A 16,791-nucleotide genomic window follows, 5' to 3' on the forward strand; every position below is an offset into this window, starting at 1 on the left:
ATTTTACTACATTAGGACTATGATCGCAAACACAATCATCGCACACGTCTTTTTGCAGGCCAGCCTGCACCAGGTAGATGTGGCCGCCATGGACAAGCTGGTAGCGGAATATCCCTATTTTTCTGCTGCCCGGCTCCTGCTGGCCAGAAAGATATATCACCAGCATGGCGACCTTCATGATCCCGCCATCAAAAAGGCAATGTTGTATAGCGGTCAGCCTCACCATTTTTATCACATCGTGACCCATGAACCGGTACTGGAAACCGTGGAAGACCGTGTATCACCGGCTATCCCGGTAGATGCCCTCCCGGAAGAACTGCCTGTGGCACTGGGAACTGTCGAAGACCACGTATCACCGGCCATTCCGGTAGACGCTCTCCCGGAAGAACTGCCTGCGGCACTGGGAACTGTGGAAGACCACGTACTACCGGCCATTCCGGTAGACGCCCTTCCCGATGAACTGCCTGCCGTCATTTCAGAAAACGGTCAGACAACCGCTGAAGCTGAAGCAGAGACGACAACGCCGGTCATCGCAGACACGAAAATCGAAGAAGAAAAAGAAGGAAAAGAAGAAGTGGAAGAAGAGCATATGATCGCAGCATCCGCTGCCATACCTGTAATGGAAGAAGAAACGCCCATCCCTGCTGCTGCGGAAGCTACCGTTGAAATGCCGCAGGCAATGGCTGTTAACGGCACAGAAGACTACGAAGCAACCACCCCGGACGCGATATTATCTGAAATGCCGCAACAGGCTGACATGGTGGCAGCGCCGGAAACAGACCATACCCCTCATCAGGCGGCATCAACAGCCTCAGAGGATACCGACAACACAGACGAGCTGCCAATTAAAATATTCCCGCTGGAGATGTCAGCAACAGAAGAAACCACGCTGACATTCCAGCCGCTGTATACCGATGACTACTTCGCCTATAAACGGCTGAAAGACCCGGAAAATGCAGACGAGCTCAGCGTTCAGGGAGAGGCAGAGATGAAAAGCTTTACTTCCTGGCTGCGGCAGATCAAGGACAACTTCTCCGGCAGGACCAACAAAGACTGGTACCACCAGCAGCTACACCGCATTTACGAAGAAGACGAAGAACCGGAAGTATCAGAAACCGTCGAAAAAATGGCGATGGACTCCATTACTTTCAACAACGATATCGTATCTGAAACACTGGCAGAGATATGGGTACGTCAACGACAGTACCAACAAGCGATCAGGATATATCAAAAATTAAGTTTGCTTAATCCCGACAAAAACGCTTATTTTGCGCAGAAGATACAAGAACTAAAATCTTTAATAGATAAAAGCAAACATTAATATTTATGTTAATCATTTTTGGTATCCTGATCATATTAGCCTGTGTGTTGTTGGGCTTTTTCGTGCTGATCCAGAACCCTAAAGGAGGCGGCCTGTCCGGTTCTTTTGGTGGTATTGGCAATCAGGTGATCGGGGTGCGTCAGACAACTGACGTTTTGGAAAAAGGTACCTGGATACTGGCAACTATCATTGCTGTACTCTGCCTGACAGCTCCTTTCTTTATCGGTAAATCCAGCAAGGTATCCAATTCCGCACCTACTGCCATCGAAAGAGCTGGCGGTGGCGTACCTGCTCCGGCTCCTGCACCTGCGCAACTGCCAGGTACCCAGCCACAACAACCGGCGCCGAACACTCCGGCTCCATCCACTCCGGGCAAATAATATCTTTCTGAATAATATTTTATAAAACCTCGCCGTGAAAAGCGAGGTTTTTTTAATCACTACCCGCTACGAATGGCTAAGAAACGAAAACCTACCAACGTATGGCTTAAACGCAGCCTCGTCATCGCCGGCTGCCTGGCCGCAGGTATCCTCGTATATTTCTCCTACCGGGTGTTTGGCCCCAATACAAAAGCGTTCGGCGATTCCAAATACTTCTATGTCCGCACCGGCAGCACCTATAATGACGTGCTCGACGGGCTGGAAGACCAGGGCATCATCCGCAACCGCAACAGCTTCAACTGGGTGGCCAAAGAACTGGGATACCCCTCCCGCGTGAAAGCCGGTCGCTACAAAATAGCCCATGGCATGAGCAACTTCGACATCGCGAAACTGCTCCGCTCCGGTAAACAATCCCCGGTAGTACTGGTGATCAATAAACTGCGTACCAAACAGGACCTGGTCCGCAAAATCAGCAACAACCTGGAAGCCGATTCCAACGCGCTCCGCGCCCTGCTGACCGATCAGGTATATCTGCGTCAGTTCAGCCTCGACACCAATACCGTAATGTGCGCCGTGGTGCCTAATACGTATGAGTTCTACTGGAATACCAACGCGGAAACCGTCTTCAAAAAACTGGAAAAGGAAAGAGAGGAGTTCTGGACCAGCGAACGCCGGGAGAAAGCCAAAGCATTGAACCTTACACCAGTCCAGGTCACCATTCTTGCCTCTATTGTGGAAGAAGAAAGTAACAAGCTGGATGAAAAACCGATCATTTCCAGCGTATACCTGAACCGCTTCCGCAAAGGCATGCGCCTGCAGGCTGATCCTACCGTTAAATTTGCGCTCCAGGACTTCGGCCTGAAGAGAATACGCGAAGTGCATACCCAGTTCGATTCTCCGTATAACACTTACCGTTATGAGGGTTTCCCGCCGGGCCCTATCTGCACGCCGTCCGAAAAAACAATAAACGCCGTGCTGAACACACCGGAAACAGATTATTTGTACTTTTGCGCGAGGTCTGATTTTTCAGGCTACCATGCTTTTGCAGCCACTTACGCGGAACATCTGATCAATGCCAGAAAATATCAGGCTGAACTGAATAAAAGAGGATATTAATTCCCAAATAACTAAATAATAACATCGCTTTGGTTTTTAAACCCGAAAACATCATCTTCCGTTCACGTCCTTACCGCTGGTTGGTTAACAGGAGTAAAACCCTTATCCTGCCTGGCTTTGAAGGACTGCCACTGTATGATGTGCTGAAATATTTCGGGCAGGAAACCAAAGCAAGGGGCCTGGGTGACAGGGCCAGGGCGATTTCTTTCAACTTCCTGCTGGCCATTCCGCCTTTCTTCATTTTCCTGTTTACGCTCGTTCCCTATGTGCCGGTAAAAAACATAGAGCCTACGCTTTATGACCTGGCGCAGGACCTCACGCCCAACTACAACACCTATATGATCGTGCGGGAAATGATCCATGATTTCCTGTACACGCACCGCAACGGCCTGCTGTCGGTAGCTTTCCTGATGGGCTTTTTTTATTCTTCCAATGGCGTAATGGGCATCCTGCGCTCCTTCAGTAAAATAGAAGGCGCTGGTTTCCGCAGGCGTAAATGGTGGCAGAACCGCCTGATCGCCCTGGAACTGACGCTCATACTGGTCATCCTGCTACTGGTGACCGTGGCGCTGATCATCATCCAGGGCGCCACCCTCCGCTGGCTGTTTAACCTCACCGGCGTACAAAACGCACGGCTGCTCAGTCTTATCGATGTGGCCCGCTGGGTGTTCATCGTATTCCTGTTTTACTCCGTAAATTCAGTGCTGTACCGCATTGGCGCCGCCACTACCAAAAGGTGGAAGTTCATTACCGCCGGTGCTACCGTGAGCACCATTTTTATGATCGTCGTGACCATCGGCTTTTCCTATTTTGTGAACCACTTCGGTAACTATAACAAGATCTATGGCTCTATCGGTACTATCCTGATCCTGATGTTGTGGGTGTTCTTCAATTCATTTATCCTCCTGGTCGGCTTCGAGCTGAATGCCAGTATCCGCGCCCTGAGCGATGCCCGGCAGGAAAAAGAGCAGGAACAGGAAAAACCGGCCGCCAGCCCTTTACTGCGCTAATCTCTCATCTACCGAAAATTTTTATTTTAACTTTTTTTATTATATCTTTCTAAAGATATCCTGTCAACTGTCAGGAAAATTACTGTCGCATTGATTATATTTATACTGGACATGAAATCCTCATGATATGATGAAGTCCGCTCTCTACCTTGCCTGTGCCCTCGTTTTTACCGCAGCCGTACCGGCTGTCGAAAATCCGCTTGAACCTGGTGCCGCCCTTCCCAAACCTGATGTAAAATGGATGGATGTTTCGGGAAAAGAAATTTCCCTGAACAGTGCCAAAGGCACGAATGGCCTGCTGATCGTATTTGGGGGCAACCAGTGCCCCTATATGGTACGCAACCAGGAACGGTTGCACAATATCTGCGCGTTGGCGCGTAAGAGCGGTATTGGGGTGGTAATGGTAAATTCCAATGAAGCCAATCGTACCGATGGGGATTCGTTTTCAGCCATGAAGGCCTATGCCTCGCAACATGCGTTTCAATGCTACTATATCCTGGATAAGAATGCGGAACTGGCAGATGCTTTCGATGCCAACCATACACCGGAGTGCTACCTGTTTGACAAAAACAACCGCCTTGTGTACAAAGGTGCTATTGATGATAACCCAGGCAATGCAGATGCGGTAAAAACCCGTCACCTGCAAAATGCCATCACTGAGTTGCTGGCCGGCAAATCCATTACCACCAACACTTCCAGCACACTGGGCTGTAATATCAAAAGAAACCGCTGATTACTGTCCAACGAGGAATACCGCGTTACTGAACATCAGCTTACCATTTTCCCAGAAACTTCTGAACAGCGGGTTATCGGCCAGGATGACCACAGCGCCGTTGCCCATTTCCTTTACACCGAACAGCAGCCCGTCTTTTAACCGGTTACGGGTGTCTGCGCCCACGAAACCACTGAGGTAATTGTCTTTCTTTAAAACGCCTACATTCCAGCCTCCGTTATCAATGAATTCATACAACCGGCTATCCTGTTTAAGGGTGTAATAAGTCCCAGGATAACCGAAGGCCAGTGGATGTGTGGTGTCCATCTCCACTTTAAAGATAGCGCCCGGAATAAACTGGCGTACACTTTCCCGTTCACGGTTGCCGTAAGGCTTCAGCGCATCATAGGAAGATTCATCCAGTTGTTTGTTCTTTTCCGGCGCCGGCCCTTCTTTTTCTTTTTTCTCCCTGATGCCCCATTCGGCCGCAGCCACCTGTGCTACGGCACTTTCAATGGCAATCAGTTTACCGCCGTTACTGATCCAATCTTTCAAACGTTCGGTGGCGGCCTTGTCTGTAAATGTTTTATAGTCGCCGTCTGGCAGTATCAGCACATCTGTCTGGTCCCACTTCACCGCATTAAGATTTCGTTCATTCACGACCGTTACAGGATACCCCAGTTGCTGTTCAAAGAAATGCCATATCTCTCCCACGCCCAGCGAAGATACATTGTCACCGGTGACCAGTACTACTTTGGGAGCTTTGATATAACGAATTCTGTCCGAGCCGAAGTCCATCCCTTTCTCTACAAAACCCGTTGCCACGGCATCGAGCGTGATTTTGAACTTATCAGCCTGCGAAGTGATGAAGTTATCGAACGGTACGCCGTTGCTGCTGTTGCCGGTACGGGTGATCACGAGCGTGCCCGCAGGGAATGTTTTACCGCCTGAAGTAAAAGGCGCTTCCGTGAAACGCACTTTCATGCCGTATTTGAGCAGTGCGGAAAGGAATTTCACGTCTCGCACACTGTTCCATTGTGCCAGGTAAGCGTATGGATGTTGCGCGGCCAGTGCTGTGTTAGCCGGTGCTGCCGGTGCGTCCGCAGCCGGTGTCAGCGGTTGTTTCAGCGCGTAAGATGTCAGTCCGTACACATAAGGCATGGCCCATGCGGTAATGTCATATGTCACAGAGTCCGTGAGGTGGGACGTAGGCTCAAACAGCACGCGCAGCATATTGGAGCGGGGCTGATAAGCATTGATCACCAGGTCTTCCTTACTGATGGAGAAGGCCTCCGTTTTACCAGTGAAGTAGTTAAACCCGCTGGCGCTGCCGATATTGGCGCCGTAGCCGAAGGCGATATTGTTTTTACGCAGTAGTTCCGCCAGGCCGTTCAGTTTCTCGGGGTTTCCATTGGCTTTGATCACATAGGATTTATAACCGCCCTGCGGGTCTTTCTTAGCTGTTTCAAAGTACTGCACATATTCCTTGAGGATGCGGCCAGCCTGCTGGGAAGCCACTTCGACGGTAGACATGCCGGTAGTAAAGTGATGTGCGATACGGTCTGTCAGGGTAAGCGTATCACCGTCCCGTTTCAATACCGCCACGCCGGCGCGGCCACTGCCGCCCTGTTCGTAGGTCATGCCAATAGCGCCGTTATACATCGGATAGGTATCACCGTAGCTGGGATAAAAAAGGTCAAAACGTTCTTTGGTAAAATAGAGCCATCCTTCCTGATCGAAATATTTTGCGTTGTTTTTGCCGATCATCACCTGGACTTCGCGCTGCCAGGGTGTGATAGCGTCATGGAAAGGCTCTGCTGCCGGCGCAAAATAGTAGGGCGCCTCGATTTCCTGTTCATGGAAATCCACATGCAGCTGTGGCATCCATTGGTTGTAGCGGCCCACCCGTTGCTGTGATTCACGCTGCGTTTGCCATGCCCAGTCACGGTTCAGGTCAAAGTAATAGTGGTTGGGCCTTCCACCGGGCCAGGGCTCATTATGTTCACGGGAATAACGGTTCACGTCCGGCTGCAGGCTGCGTACCGCATTATAGAAATTGACATAGCGCTCACGCCCGTCAGGGTTGAGGCAGGGGTCTATCACCACCACGGTATTTTGCAGCCACTGGTGCGTTTGTGCGTTGCCGTTATTCACCAGTTCATACAGTGTTTTCATGGCGGCTTCGGTAGAAACGGCCTCGTTGCCATGTACGTTGTAGCTAAGCCAAACGATCACGGGCTGGTCGGCTGACTGGCCGCCTTTGGCCATAGACATATCGAGGCTTCTTTGCCGGATCTCGTCCAGCCGGCTGAAATTGGCCGGGGAAGCGATGGTAGCGGTAATGAGCGGACGGCCTTCATAGGTGGTGCCGTATTGTTCCACCTTCACATTTTTGGCCGTAGCCGCCACCTGCCTGAAGTAATCCAGTACACGGTAATGAGGGGTGAACTGGCTACCCAATGGGTAACCCAAAAACTGGTCAGGCGTAGGGATCTGGGCCATAGCGGAGGTAAAGCCAAGCAACAGCAGTGCCAGAAGAAGACGTTGGCGCATAGCAACAAATAGTTTGATACCGTAAGATAGGGATTGTTTTGTTAATTTACACGCAAACAGAAGTATCATGCGTTATCAGATCATGTTGGGCCTGGTGGTAAGCTGTTTCTATACAGCCAGTGCCCAGTCCCCGATTCAACAGCTCCGGCCTTATGACTATCAGATTGAGAAAAACATCACCGTACCGCATGGGGCGGTAGTATCCGCACATCCGCTGGCCAGCCGCGTAGGCGCCATGATCTTGCAGCAGGGCGGCAATGCCGTAGATGCGGCCATCGCTACCCAGCTGGCGCTGGCCGTAGTATATCCCGGCGCCGGTAACCTCGGCGGCGGTGGTTTTATGGTGGCCCGTCTCGCCAACGGCACACAGGTAGCGCTGGACTACCGGGAAACAGCGCCGGCCAAAGCCAGCAGGGACATGTACCTCGACAGCGCCGGCAATCCCATTACTACACTGAGCCTCGACGGCCATCTCGCCGCCGGCATCCCCGGCACGGTGGCCGGCCTCTTCGCGTCCATGAAATATGCCAGGCTGCCTTTCGCCAAACTGATAGCCCCTGCTATCCTGCTGGCAGAAAAAGGTTTCGCCATCACCGCCTCGGAAGCTTCCAACCTCAATGCCTATAAAGCCGATTTCCAGCGTCTCAATACCCAACCCACCGCTTTCGTAAAAGAACAGCCCTGGAAAGAAGGTGATACACTTATACAGAAAGACCTCGCCCATACGCTGACGCTTATACGAAACAAGGGCGCAGCAGGCTTCTACGAAGGGGAAACGGCCGCCAATATTGTAGCTGAGATGCAGCGGGGCCATGGCATCATGACCCTGGCCGACCTGAAAAACTATAAAGCGCGCGAAAGGAAAGCCCTGTCTTTTAACTATAAAGGCTATACGATTGTGACCATGCCACTCCCTTCCAGCGGCGGTATCTGCCTGCAGCAAATGATGGGCATGATGGAAAATTACCCGGTGGCGCAATGGGGATTTCATTCTCCCCAAGCCGTGCAGCTGATGATTGAAGTGGAAAGGAGAGCCTACGCCGACCGCGCCCGGTACCTCGGCGATCCTGATTTTGTAAAGGTCCCGGTGGCGCAGCTCACCAGTAAAAAATACCTGGCCACCCGCATGGCGGACTTTGCACCCGGTAAAGCCGGCAGCAGCGAAACCACTAAGGCAGGCACTTTCCCGGAAAGTGAAGAAACCACCCATCTCAGCATTATCGATGACAAAGGCAACGCCGTAGCCGTTACCACCACGCTCAATGGCCACTACGGCAGCCGTACCGTGGCAGGTAAAGCCGGTTTCCTGCTCAACAACGAGATGGACGATTTCAGCGTAAAACCCGGCGTACCTAATATGTACGGCCTTGTAGGCACAGAAGCCAATGCCATCGCCCCCGGCAAACGCATGCTGAGCTCCATGACGCCTACAATCGTGTTACAGGGAAAACAACCGTTGTATTCCCTCGGTACGCCAGGCGGTTCCACCATTATCACCTCCGTTTTCCAGACATTGATGAACACACTTGAGTTCGGCCTTTCACCGGCTGATGCCATCAACAAACCCAAGTTCCACCATCAGTGGCTGCCCGATGAAATAGCTGTGGAAAGAGATTTTCCGGAAGAAGTGATCACTGCGCTGCAACAGATGGGTTATAAAGTCGTGAAACGTAATCCCATCGGCCGTTCCGAAATTATTAAACGGACACCCGGCACACACATGCTCGACGCTGCAGGCGACAAACGGGGCGATGACAGCGCAGCAGGTTATTAAGATATTCGAAAATCAAAAAAAATATTTATATGCAACTCTATCTCGACAGCGCGTTACAACGGTTCCGCTCCTATTACGATATGGGCACCAAAACCATTGAACGGCTGGATACGCCCCAGCTGCACTGGCAGCCACAGGGTGAACCCAACAGCATCGCTATGATCGTAAAACACCTGCGCGGCAATATGTTGTCCCGCTGGACAGACTTCCTCACCAGCGATGGTGAGAAACGCGACCGTCACCGTGACGAAGAATTTGAAGAAGACCAGGCCAGCAAAGAAACTGTCCTGCAACGCTGGCACGAAGGCTGGGCATGCCTCCTGAAAGCTGTCGGCAGCCTCACGCCGGACGATCTCGAAAAAACCGTGTACATCCGTGCTGAAGCTCATTCCGTACTCGACGCCATCAACCGGCAAATGACCCATGTGCCCTATCACGTAGGACAGATGGTATATATCGGCAAAATGATTCTGGGCGAAAACTGGCAAAGCCTTTCTATTCCCAAAGGCCAGTCAGAAGCTTTCAACCAGCAAAAATTCGGGAACAAATAATGATGAAACTACGTACTATCTTCACCGTTATCCTGCCCGCAATGGCGTTGTTCGCCTGTAACACCGGCAGGACAGACGAATTGCTGAAGCATAAGAAATGGCGTGTATACGATGTAAAAGTGCCGCAGGGCGACCCGTACAATAACACCCAGCTCATTCAGGCCAAAGACCTGAAAGACGGTTATTACACCGACGTATACTACCAGTTCCTGGACAACAATGTATTTGTGGCCACCATCGCGGGCAAACCGGATTCGGGCAAATACTTTCTGCTCAGCAACGGCAAGGTGATCTCCGTCACCGCCTCCAACGGCTCCCGTACGGCGGAAAACCTGGTCACCGTGGAAAAGCTGGATGAATCCCACTTTGATATGAAAGTGAAATCCGGCGATTACCATTTTATTCTGCGTACCCGAAAAGAATAGCTACCTATGCTTCTACACACCGATATTACCCCGGGAAGGACCGCTACAGTTGACAATCGCAGCTGCCTTTTTTTCTCGGGCTTCTCCTATCTCGGTCTACATCAGCAACCCGCTTTTAAAAGCGCCTTCATGGAAGGCATCCACCGTTATGGAACGCTTTATCCCTCTTCCAGGGCGGGCAATGTGCGGTTGTCGCTTTTTGAAGAGATGGAACACGCGCTCTGCACCCACCTGGAGCAGCAGGCCGCAGTAGTGCTTTCTTCCGGTTATATGGCTGCGCAGGCGGCCATCCACTATGCCGCCACCCGTGGCCAGCTCTGTTATGCGCCCGGCGCCCATCCGGCATTGTGGCTTGGCACACCGCAGCTGCCGGCCGTCGACAGGGCACAATGGGAGCAGGAGACGATTGCGCGTGTGAACGGTGACGCAGATCATCATTACGTGATCGTCACCGATGCGCTGAACCCTATCACCGGGGAGGTATATGCTTTCGACTGGCTCCGCCTGTTGCAACGCAAAGTACTGGTACTGATAGACGATTCTCATGGCATCGGCATCCTTGGCCCCCGCGGCCAGGGAAGCATTCACCTGCTGCCCGGCACGGAACAGGTGCGTTATCTTATTACCGCTTCGCTGGCCAAGGCTTACAGCGTAGAAGGCGGTGTAGTGGCGGGCCATGCCGCCGATATCGCCGCACTGAAAAAGAACGGCTTTTTCACGGGCAGCACTCCAATGATGCCGGCCGGCGCGCATGCCTGGCTGCAGTCAGCCGACCTCGTCCGGCAACAACGGATGCAGCTGCAACAGAACGTGGCCTACTTCCTGCACCTGGCGGCCAATTCGGCGATTCACAACCCGCATGGGCTACCGGTGTTCATCCTGCCACAACCGGCAGAAAAACCACCGCTGTTAAACTATCTGGCTGAACGGGATGTTATCATTTCCAGTTTCCCTTACCCGTTTCCCCACAGCCAACCGGTAAACAGGGCCATTATATCTGCACTGCATACCCAGCAGGATATCCTGTCCCTTTACCAGTTCCTGAAAGAATATGGTTATTAACAATAAAAAATCTCGTCAATGTTACGCCCTCTGAAAACCCTCGCTCCCTTGCTCCTGGCGCTGCTGATACAGCTCTCAGGCCATGCACAGGGTAAATCCCTGTTATGGAAAGTAACCGGTAAAGGCCTTAGCGCCCCCTCCTATCTCTTTGGCACCATGCACCTGGTCTGTAAAAATGACTTGTCTTTTGCCCCTGCCGTCACCAACGCCTTGCAGGGCGCCCAGACAATGTGTATGGAAATAGACCTGATGTCCAACAACAAGGACAAACTGCAGTCGCTGATATTCAACCAGGCCGATGACTATTCCCTGCGGAAATTATTCGAGCCTTCACAATACGCCATGGTAGACCAGTTCTTCCAGGACTCCCTGCACTTCAGCCTTGCTCCGCTCGACAAAGCCAAACCTTTTATGCTGACCACCCTGCTGATGATGAAACAGGTACCCTGCCAGAACCAGGACATCGCTGCACCCGACAGGGAGCTGGCCACCCTGGCCACCACCAAAAACATACCCATCGCCACCCTCGAAACAGTGGAATCGCAGATGGCCCTCTTTGACAGTATCCCCGATAAAACAGAAGCAGAAATGATCGTGCGACTGGTACAGGATATCAAGAACAATGACAAGGAAGCCCGCGTGATGCTGGACACCTGGAAACAACAGGACCTTGATAAACTGTACAAATTAGTTATACAATCCCCTGATCTGAAAGATTATCAGGACCTGATGCTCTTTCGCCGTAATGCAGCATGGGTACCACAGCTCGAACAGCTGATGTCCAAAGGGCCGGTGTTCGTTGCCGTAGGCGCCGCACACCTGGCGGGCGCCAAAGGGCTTATTGCTCTTTTAAGAAAAGAAGGATATAAAGTGGAAGCCGTCAACTGATTATTTCGCCATTCAGTTATTTTGTTATTTGAACATTTGTTGATTCCCGCAGGCTGTACGGGCCTAAAATTGATAAATGATCAAATAACAAAATAACTAAATGGCCAATAACCCCTATTTTTGCCGGATAAACTTTGGTGCCTGAAAAAAGTTCGGAAAATATTAACTATCATTTTACTGTGTTTGTTAGGCCTGATCATTCTGGTGGGAGTATTAATCAATATACCCGCAGTCCAGAACCTGCTGGTGAGGGAGGTCACATCGCGTTTGTCCGATCAGCTCCACACACGCGTTGAAATAAACCGCGTCACGTTACGGCTGTTCAACAGTATGCAGCTGGAAGGAGCACTCATCGAAGATCAGCATAAAGACACCCTCCTGTACGCGGGCAAATTGCAGGTGCGCATCACTGACTGGTTCTTTTTTCAGGACAAACCCGTTATTAAGTTCGTCGGACTGGAAGATGCGCAGGTCAACCTGCTACGGCCCCGCAACGATTCTGTCTGGAATTACCGTTTCCTGGAAGACGCTTTCTCCGGTCCTCCTTCCCCCAAATCCAAAACACCGTCCAAAGGCATCTCCCTTGACCTGAAAAAAATAGATCTCCGCAATATCCGCATCAATCAAATTGACGCCTGGGTGGGCGAAGACATGCGTGGCTACGCCAAACGCATTTTCCTCGACGCCAAAAACCTGGACCTGCAAAAACACAATATCGATATACAGGAACTGTTTCTCGATAACCCCTACTTTATTATCAGCAGCTATTCCGCTTCCCCGCTGCGGCACAAACGTACGCACCTGACCGGCAACCCGGTGCCCGACAGCACAGCGCCCGGCGAGCTTCGCTGGAACTATGGCAACTGGAAACTGTTGCTGAAAGAACTACATATCCGCAATGGCATGCTGGGCGTGGATATGCCGGATGACACCACTAAAATAGAAGCAGGTTACTTCGCCCCCAATCATATCCGCTTCGGGGAAATCAACCTGTCACTCACCAACACCAGCCTGGTAAAAGACAGTATCATCGGCGATCTTACTCTCAGTACCAAAGAACGGTCCGGCTTTGAAGTGAAAAAACTCACGAGCCGTTTTAAAATGTCCCCCGTGGAAATGGAGTTCTCCCGGCTGGACCTGCAAACGAACCGGAGCCATATCGGTGACTACTATACGATGCAGTACTCCGATATCAGTGACATGAACGACTATGTGAACAATGTGTTCATGCAGGCCCGCTTCAAAGACTGCCGGCTGTCGTCAGACGATATCGCATTTTTTGCGCCACCGCTCTCCACCTGGAAAAAAGAAATCACGCTGACAGGTAAAGCCCGCGGCCCGGTGAGCAACCTGAAAGCCTCAGAGATAGAACTGGAAGCCGGCACCACCACCCGTCTGAAAGGCAGCATCGAACTGCGTGGCCTGCCGGATATCTACGAAACATTCATCGACTTCCATACAGAAGAGCTGGTCACTACCGGCGCAGATGTTATGCAGATCATGCCGATTGTAAAAGAGGTGAATGCCATCCGCATGGACAAGCTCACGTCCATCCGCTTCCAGGGAAGTTATACCGGCTTTATCAATGACTTTGTGGCTTACGGCCAGTTCCAGACCAATCTGGGCAAACTCAGCTCTGACCTTAACTTTAAGACCAGCCGCGATGTGCCCGTATACTCCGGAAGCCTCACCACCACCGGCTTTGACGTGGGCACCCTTTTCGATAACAACAACCTGTCCACCCTCACGCTCAATGCCAAAGTAGACGGGGCCGGCTTCAACTTTAAAACGCTCAAAGCCAGTGTAGACGCCGATGTACAGGAAATGAGCCTGTTCGGCTACACCTACCGTAATATCAAGACCAATGGCACCATGAGCCGCAAGTTCTTCAATGGCTCGCTGGCATCCAAAGATCCCAATCTGGACATGGACTTCACCGGCACCATCGATTTCAACGAGGCGCTGCCCATCTTTAATTTCCACTCCGATCTTCGCAAGGCAGACCTGAAAGCGCTGCACATCGTGGAGGATTCGGTCACCCTGCAAGCCACGCTGGACCTGAACTTCGCCGGTAACACCATCGACAACTTCGACGGTACTGCCCGTATGCACGAAGTGTCTTTGTACAAAGACGGTAAACGGCTGGAGTTTGACTCCCTCCGTGTCGCCACGCACATGCAGGACAACCAGAAAGTATTGAGCCTGAACGGCAGTGAGGTAAGCGGTTTTGTAAAAGGCTCCTACAAACTCATGGAGCTGCCAGACGCCTTCCAGCTGCTTTTATATAAATACTACCCCAGTTATTTCCTGGCGCCGCAGAAGGCGGATATCCAGGAGAATTTCACCTTCGCCTTCCAGTTCGGAGAAGTAGAGAAACTGCTGAAAGGCTTTACCAATAAATTTACCGGCTTCGACAACACATCTGTTCAGGGCGGTCTAAATACCATGAATGGCGGTAACCTGTCGCTCAACATCAATATCCCGGAAGCCGGGTATCTCGGATACCGGGCACAGGACCTGCAGGTAAAAGGAGACGGCACTTTCAGCAAAGTCAATATCAGCACCAGCATCGGCAAAGTGTTGTCCGGTACCAACACCATCCTGCAAAACCCGCTGATACTGGCCAGTTCAGGTAACGACACTTCTTACCTGAAAGTAGATTTACAGGCACAGGACACCTCTTCCCTGGATGGTTTCTATGCGCGTATCGTTACCGTCCGCCAGGGCATTAAGATCAATTTCCTGAACAGTGCCTTTACCGTCAACGAGCGGCAATGGAACGTAACGCCCGGCAATGAAATATACTGGAGCAAAGACTTTCTCACCGTACACAATCTGCGCGTAACCCGCAATGACCAGAGTATCACGGTAGAGACCAACGAATTCAATCCCGATGAATCCCGGTTCATCGTCACGCTCAAAAACCTGAACCTGCCTGACGTGATCCCTTCCCAGCTGATCACCACCCGCATTGAAGGCATTACCGACGGCACCATCCATATCACTGATCCCACCCAGGACCTTGATGTCACAGCAGCGCTGCGTACACGTGAGCTGCGTATAGACAATGATTCTATCGGCACACTTAATATAGATGGCAGTTACCTGCACCGTACCGGTACCGCTACCTTCCTCGTTAAATCCGACAACGAAGGCAAAAACTTCCTGGCACAGGGCAAAGTAGGCCTTTCCGCCACCAATAAGGATATTGACGCCTCCGTGGATTTCAATGGCATGTCCATCAATCTGCTCAGCAAATACCTGACAGGCTATGTTTCCGATCTGACAGGCGCCGTTACCGGGAAAGTGAATGTTTCCGGCACCACCGACCTGCCCTCCATGCGTGGCAGCCTTCAGCTGGACACCGTGGCCGTAACCGTCGACTACCTGGGCACCCGTTACAAGATCCCCCGGTTAAACGTTAACATCGATGACAACCTCATTGAATTCGGCAACTTTGCCGTTATTGACAAATACGGCAGCAAAGGCACAGCCAGCGGCTATATCAGTCATGACCACTTCAATAAACTGAACTTCGACTTTGATGTGACCGGCCGCAACTTCCTGTTTCTCAGCACCACTTCCGCCGACAACGACCTTTTTTACGGGGACGTGCTGGCAGACGGAAAAGTCTATTTCTCCGGTCCTATCAACGATATGCAGATGCATATCCTGGCGCGGCCACTGAAGGGCACTCACTTCTATCTCCCGATGTCGGACAGTAAAGACATCGGTAAATATGATTATATCATCTTCAAGACCTATGGAACAGAGGTTAAAGAAAATAAACGGAAGAAAGACAATACCAAGCTGACCGTAAAACTGGACATCGCCGCTAACCCGGATGCACAGATCGATGTGATCCTTGACGCCACCACCGGCGATATCATCTCTGCCAACGGTAGCGGGAACCTTCAGATCATTGCCAATACTGAAGGGGATTTCAGCATGTTCGGCAACTACGAGATCAACAACGGGTCTTACAATTTTACTTTCCAGCGCCTGACCAGCTGGAAGTTTGATATAGAAAAGAACAGTACCATCACCTGGAATGGCGACCCGCAGGAAGCCAAGGTGAACATCACCGCTAAATATTCACTGCCCAAAGTGAGTCTGTATAACCTGCTGGGACAGGCCGCCACCGTCAGCTCCAATGACAAGCTGGCCACCCGTACCGAACGGGTGGACGTGCTCATCAACCTGCGCGGCGCCCTGATGAAACCGGATATCTCCTACACCATCGAGCTGCCCGATGTAGGAAGCCTCTCCTATGAAAGTGGTGTGGCCGCCAAACTGAAGGAGATCAACAACGACCAGAACAAAGCGTTGCTGCAGATGTATGGCCTGTTGCTCTTCAACCAGTTCCTGCCCGATGACGCCACTACCAATGCAGCGGCCAACGTAGGCATTACCGGTAAAAACAGCGTAGGCCAGGCGTTGTCAGCCCAGGCGTCCGCTATCCTTAACAATATCACCGGTGCCCTGCTCAAAGGCAGTGGTATCGGTGTCAACGTCAACTACCGCGCGTACAATGTCGGCGGCCCTGGCGGTACTGCCGACAACAGTTCCGTAGACCGTAACCAGGTCAGCGCCGGTATCACCAGTACGCTGTTCAATAACCGTTTCCGGTTGTATGCCGGTGGCGATTACGACTGGGGCAAATCCTCCACCTCCGCCAATGCCAACCGTTTCGCCGGTGACTTCCGCATCGAATATTTGTTGACGCCCGATGGCCGTTTCCGCATCAACGCCTTCAGCAAATCGGATTACGACGTATATAACCTTAACAACCGTACGAAATCCGGCGTGGGCATATCTTACATCCGTGAGTTCAACCGTCTCGGAGAGCTGTTTCATAGCCAGCGCCGTGGCCGCACCCCGCTTATGGACTCCCTTCGCAAGGCGGCAGCCCTGAAACCGAAAGATTCCACTGAAATGAAATAATGCCTTACAATCCCAGGGCTGAAGCCCTGGGCTACATTGTGTTTTAGGTTCTTTT

Annotated in this window: 12 protein-coding genes; 11 read left to right on the forward strand and 1 reads right to left on the reverse strand. The window is 51.6% G+C overall.

Annotated features, from left to right (window positions below; genetic code table 11):
- Positions 1-19: 19 nt before the first annotated feature.
- From HGH92_RS02780 to HGH92_RS02800, 5 genes are all read left to right on the forward strand, one after another.
- On the forward strand, positions 20-1,321 hold the full coding sequence (locus HGH92_RS02780) for a hypothetical protein (RefSeq protein WP_168869233.1): 1,302 nt from the start codon (positions 20-22) through the stop codon (positions 1,319-1,321).
- A 5-nt stretch (positions 1,322-1,326) separates the two neighbouring features.
- On the forward strand, positions 1,327-1,701 hold the full coding sequence (gene secG / locus HGH92_RS02785) for a preprotein translocase subunit SecG (protein ID WP_168869234.1): 375 nt from the start codon (positions 1,327-1,329) through the stop codon (positions 1,699-1,701).
- 72 nt (positions 1,702-1,773) lie between these two features.
- Positions 1,774-2,817, forward strand: coding sequence for an endolytic transglycosylase MltG (mltG, locus tag HGH92_RS02790; RefSeq protein ID WP_168869235.1), 1,044 nt, complete (start codon positions 1,774-1,776; stop codon positions 2,815-2,817).
- Positions 2,818-2,846: 29 nt separating this feature from the next.
- Positions 2,847-3,827 (forward strand): YihY/virulence factor BrkB family protein, encoded by a 981-nt coding sequence (locus HGH92_RS02795; protein ID WP_168869236.1) that lies wholly within the window; start codon positions 2,847-2,849, stop codon positions 3,825-3,827.
- 127 nt (positions 3,828-3,954) lie between these two features.
- On the forward strand, positions 3,955-4,560 hold the full coding sequence (locus tag HGH92_RS02800) for a redoxin family protein (RefSeq protein WP_247654816.1): 606 nt from the start codon (positions 3,955-3,957) through the stop codon (positions 4,558-4,560).
- Here HGH92_RS02800 and HGH92_RS02805 read toward each other — a convergent pair whose 3' ends face one another.
- Positions 4,561-7,092, reverse strand: coding sequence for a M14 family metallopeptidase (locus HGH92_RS02805; protein WP_168869237.1), 2,532 nt, complete (start codon positions 7,090-7,092; stop codon positions 4,561-4,563).
- Between the two features lie 67 nt (positions 7,093-7,159).
- Here HGH92_RS02805 and ggt point away from each other — a divergent pair, with 67 nt between their 5' ends.
- The 6 genes from ggt (at position 7,160) to HGH92_RS02835 (ending at position 16,736) form a co-directional block, all read left to right on the forward strand.
- The gene (gene ggt, locus HGH92_RS02810; protein WP_168869238.1) at positions 7,160-8,866 is read left to right on the forward strand and encodes a gamma-glutamyltransferase; all 1,707 of its coding nucleotides are present in this window, start codon (positions 7,160-7,162) and stop codon (positions 8,864-8,866) included.
- Between the two features lie 29 nt (positions 8,867-8,895).
- Positions 8,896-9,417 (forward strand): DUF1572 family protein, encoded by a 522-nt coding sequence (locus HGH92_RS02815; RefSeq protein WP_168869239.1) that lies wholly within the window; start codon positions 8,896-8,898, stop codon positions 9,415-9,417.
- Complete coding sequence (locus HGH92_RS02820) at positions 9,417-9,842, forward strand: hypothetical protein (RefSeq protein WP_168869240.1); 426 nt, start codon at positions 9,417-9,419, stop codon at positions 9,840-9,842. The genes HGH92_RS02815 and HGH92_RS02820 overlap by 1 nt, the downstream gene beginning before the upstream one ends.
- A 6-nt stretch (positions 9,843-9,848) precedes the next feature.
- Positions 9,849-10,904, forward strand: a complete 1,056-nt coding sequence (locus tag HGH92_RS02825; protein WP_168869241.1) for an aminotransferase class I/II-fold pyridoxal phosphate-dependent enzyme — start codon at positions 9,849-9,851, stop codon at positions 10,902-10,904.
- An 18-nt stretch (positions 10,905-10,922) separates the two neighbouring features.
- Positions 10,923-11,792 carry a TraB/GumN family protein gene (locus HGH92_RS02830; protein ID WP_168869242.1) on the forward strand — a complete coding sequence of 290 codons (870 nt, stop codon included), beginning with the start codon at positions 10,923-10,925 and terminating at the stop codon, positions 11,790-11,792.
- A gap of 183 nt (positions 11,793-11,975) precedes the next feature.
- Complete coding sequence (locus HGH92_RS02835) at positions 11,976-16,736, forward strand: translocation/assembly module TamB domain-containing protein (protein ID WP_168869243.1); 4,761 nt, start codon at positions 11,976-11,978, stop codon at positions 16,734-16,736.
- Positions 16,737-16,791: the final 55 nt, after the last annotated feature.

Source organism: Chitinophaga varians (assembly GCF_012641275.1).
Lineage (GTDB): Bacteria > Bacteroidota > Bacteroidia > Chitinophagales > Chitinophagaceae > Chitinophaga > Chitinophaga varians_A.

Bases quoted from the DNA above. Each gene is read 5' to 3' on its own strand.
- HGH92_RS02825 (WP_168869241.1), top strand. From the start codon at position 9,849: ATGCTTCTACACACCGATATTACCCCGGGAAGGACCGCTACAGTTGAC.
- mltG (WP_168869235.1), top strand. From the start codon at position 1,774: ATGGCTAAGAAACGAAAACCTACCAACGTATGGCTTAAACGCAGCCTC.
- HGH92_RS02800 (WP_247654816.1), top strand. From the start codon at position 3,955: ATGATGAAGTCCGCTCTCTACCTTGCCTGTGCCCTCGTTTTTACCGCA.
- HGH92_RS02815 (WP_168869239.1), top strand. From the start codon at position 8,896: ATGCAACTCTATCTCGACAGCGCGTTACAACGGTTCCGCTCCTATTAC.
- HGH92_RS02830 (WP_168869242.1), top strand. From the start codon at position 10,923: ATGTTACGCCCTCTGAAAACCCTCGCTCCCTTGCTCCTGGCGCTGCTG.
- HGH92_RS02805 (WP_168869237.1), bottom strand. From the start codon at position 7,092: ATGCGCCAACGTCTTCTTCTGGCACTGCTGTTGCTTGGCTTTACCTCC.
- ggt (WP_168869238.1), top strand. From the start codon at position 7,160: ATGCGTTATCAGATCATGTTGGGCCTGGTGGTAAGCTGTTTCTATACA.
- secG (WP_168869234.1), top strand. From the start codon at position 1,327: ATGTTAATCATTTTTGGTATCCTGATCATATTAGCCTGTGTGTTGTTG.
- HGH92_RS02820 (WP_168869240.1), top strand. From the start codon at position 9,417: ATGATGAAACTACGTACTATCTTCACCGTTATCCTGCCCGCAATGGCG.
- HGH92_RS02780 (WP_168869233.1), top strand. From the start codon at position 20: ATGATCGCAAACACAATCATCGCACACGTCTTTTTGCAGGCCAGCCTG.